The following is a 3,106-nucleotide window of genomic DNA, read 5'->3' as shown; positions in this document are numbered from 1 at the left end:
TCCTCTATGTCTACGGCGAGGAGCACGCCTCGCGCCGCATCGCCAGCTTTCTGGTCAAGCGTCGGGCCGAGCGTCCGTTCACCCGCACCCTGGATCTGGCCCACGTGATCGAGCGCGCCCTGGGCGGCCGCAAGGGCGCCAAGGTCCATCCGGCCACCCGCTCGTTCCAGGGCCTGCGCATCGCGGTCAACGCCGAGCTGGAAGAGCTGGAAGCCGGCCTCATCGCCGCCGAGCGCGTGCTCAAGCCGGGCGGCCGCCTGGCGGTGGTCGCCTTCCATTCGCTGGAAGACCGCATCGTCAAGAATTTCCTGGCCGAGCGGGCCGGTCGCACCCCCGGCGGGTCGCGTCACCTGCCGCCGGTCGAGGCCGGCGCGCCGCCCAGCTTCCAGCTCATCTCGTCCAAGGCCATCGCCCCGGGCGAGGCCGAACTGGCGGTCAATCCGCGCGCCCGCTCCTCCAAGCTGCGCGCCGCGGTGCGCACCACGGCTCCTGTGTGGAGCGCCACGTGAGCCTGTCGAGCATCTTCGACCGTCGCGTGCGGGGCTTTCGGGTCGTGGAGATGGTCTGCCTGATCATCCTCCTGGTCCTGGTGCTGGGCGTGTACATGGCCAAGACCTTCGCCGGTCGCGAGCGGGCCCAGATCGCCTCGGTCGAGGAACAGATCGCCGACGAAAAGGTGCGCGTTCGCCTGCTCAAGGCCGAGGTCGCCTATCTGGAGCAGCCGCGCCGTATCGAACAACTGGCGCAGCAGCTGCAGCTGGCGCCGATCAAGCCCGAGCACGAGACGACCGAGGACGCCCTGATCGACGTGGCGCGCCATGCGCCGGCCGCCCACGCCCCGGCCTCGCCGACCGCCGCCGTCAACGGCCAGGCGGCCTCGGCCGAGGCGCCCGAGGCGACGCCGGACGACTATCCGACGCCCGAGCAGGCTTCCGGGGAGGCTCCGCGATGAGCCTGTCCAATCTCGCCCCCGGCGGCGCGCCCGCGGCCTGGCGCTGGCTGATCGAGCGGGTCTGGCGGCTCGAGCACGCCTTCGAGCGCTCGCGCGCCGCCGCGCGTCCCGAGGACGACACCCGCATCCGAATCTTCTTCGTCATGGCCATCTTCGGCCTGGCCTTCACCGTCCTGGCCCTGGGCGCGACCTGGGCGGCGGTGTTCTCCAAGGTGGGCGGCAACGGCTACCTGGCCTCGACCGACGGCGCGCGAGGCGACCTGGTCGATCGCAACGGCCAGCTGCTGGCCGTCGACCTGACCCACTACGCCCTCTACATCAATCCCAAGGACGTCTGGGACGCCAAGGCCACGCGCAAGGCGCTGGCCAAGGCCCTGCCGGCCGTGCCGGCCAAGCGCCTGTCCCAGGCGGTGTTCTCGGACCGTCGCAGCTTCGTGGTCGGCGGCATGACCCCGGCCGAGAAGGACGCCGTCTTCGACCTGGGCCTGCCGGGCGTCGAGTTCGAGGAGCAGGCTCGCCGGGTCTATCCGCTGGGGTCCAGCGCCGCCCACTTCATCGGCTTCGTCGACAAGGGCGGCAAGGGACTGTCGGGCGCCGAGAAGGCTCTGGACAAGTCGGTGCGCGAGGCCTCGGCCAAGGGGCCGGACGGCGCGCTGCCGCTGTCGATCGACCTGCGCATCCAGGCCGCGCTCGAGGACGAGGTCCGCAAGGCCGCCATCGAATTCCAGGCCAAGGACGCGGTCGGCATCGTCACCAACGTCCATACCGGGGAGATCCTCGGCATGGTCAGCTTTCCGGACTATGATCCCAATCGGCTGGACCAGGCGTCGGCCGAGCAGATGACGAACCACGCGGCGGCCTCGGTCTACGAGATGGGCTCGACCTTCAAGGCCTTCACCGTGGCGATCGGCCTGGACACCGGCGTGGCCACGCCGTCCTCCACCTTCGACGCCCGCGAGCCCTTCAAGCTGGGCTACCGGACGATCCACGACTTCCACGCCACCCGCCGGATCCTGACCCTGGTCGAGGTGTTCCAGGAGTCGTCCAACATCGGCACGGCGATCCTGGCCGAGCGGATCGGCGGTGAGCGCCTGAGCCGATACTTCACCGCCCTGGGCCTGACCCGGCCGGCCAAGGTGGAGCTGCTGGAGTCCGCCCGTCCGCTGACCCCGAAGAAGTGGGACGACGACGCGGTGGCCTCGACCTCGTTCGGGCATGGCATCAACGTCTCGCCTTTGGCGCTCGCTCAAGCGATGGGCGCGCTGCTGAACGGCGGCACGCTGCAGCCGATGACCATCCACAAGATGGCGCAGGGCGTGCGTCCTGAAGGCCCGCGCGCGGTCTCGGAAGAGACTTCGCAGCAGATGCTGCGGATCATGCGCGCCAACGTCACCGGCGGCAGCGGCAAGTCGGCCAACATCCCTGGCCTGTCGGTGGGCGGCAAGACCGGCACCGGCGAGAAATACGATCCGGCCATCAAGGGCTATAACCACCAGCGCCAGGTCTCGTCGTTCGCGGCGGTGTTCCCGACCGAGGGTTCGCTCGAGGCCGATCGTTACTTCGTGCTGGTGCTGCTGGACGAGCCCAAGGGCAACGCCAAGACTCACGGCTTCTCGACCGGCGGCTGGGTGTCCGCGCCGGCCGCCGGCCGTGTTATCGACCGCATCGCTCCGTTCCTCGGCGTCCGCCGGCAGAGCGACATCTTCACCGTGGCCCAGCAGCCGCAAGCCGCTCCGGAGGCGGGACTTTGAGCAAGACCCTTTCGCAGATCCTGAACCGGCCGTGCGAGGTCGACCCCGTGATCACCGGGGTCACCGCCGACAGCCGCAAGGTGCGTGAGGGCTTCCTGTTCGCGGCCCTGCCAGGCAGCAAGGCCGACGGCCGCAGCTTCATCGCCGGCGCGGTCGCCTCGGGCGCCGCCGCCATCCTGGCCCCGGACGATGTCCAGGACCTGCCGGTTCCGGCTGTCCACGCCGGCGACCTGCGCCGCGCCTACGCCCTGGCCGCCGCCCAGTTCTGGGGCGTGCAGCCGGAAACCTGCATCGCGGTGACGGGCACCAACGGCAAGACCTCGGTCGCCGGCTTCGCCCGCCAGATCTACGCCCGCCTCGGCCGCAAGGCGGCCAGCATGGGCACCCTCGGCGTCGTGGTCGC

At 70.5% G+C, this 3,106-nt stretch carries 4 protein-coding genes; all 4 read left to right on the top strand.

The window, feature by feature from the left end:
• A partial coding sequence (locus tag AC1DZ6_RS22260; RefSeq protein WP_477099303.1) for a 16S rRNA (cytosine(1402)-N(4))-methyltransferase occupies window positions 1-509 on the top strand: 509 nt, incomplete at its 5' end.
• A complete protein-coding gene (gene ftsL, locus AC1DZ6_RS22255; RefSeq protein WP_477099302.1) occupies window positions 506-952 on the top strand; it encodes a cell division protein FtsL in 447 nt (148 codons plus the stop codon). The genes AC1DZ6_RS22260 and ftsL, both read left to right, overlap by 4 nt.
• Window positions 949-2,703 (top strand): peptidoglycan D,D-transpeptidase FtsI family protein, encoded by a 1,755-nt coding sequence (locus AC1DZ6_RS22250; RefSeq protein WP_477099301.1) that lies wholly within the window; start codon window positions 949-951, stop codon window positions 2,701-2,703. Before ftsL ends, AC1DZ6_RS22250 begins: the two co-directional genes overlap by 4 nt.
• Window positions 2,700-3,106 (top strand): Mur ligase domain-containing protein (locus tag AC1DZ6_RS22245; RefSeq protein WP_477099300.1); only part of this gene is annotated, 407 nt, incomplete at its 3' end. The genes AC1DZ6_RS22250 and AC1DZ6_RS22245, both read left to right, overlap by 4 nt.

It is taken from the genome of Caulobacter sp. P1_B12_2, assembly GCF_056406675.1.
The sequence above is the reverse complement of the archived record's forward strand: the minus strand, read 5'-3'. Positions and strand labels throughout refer to the sequence as shown.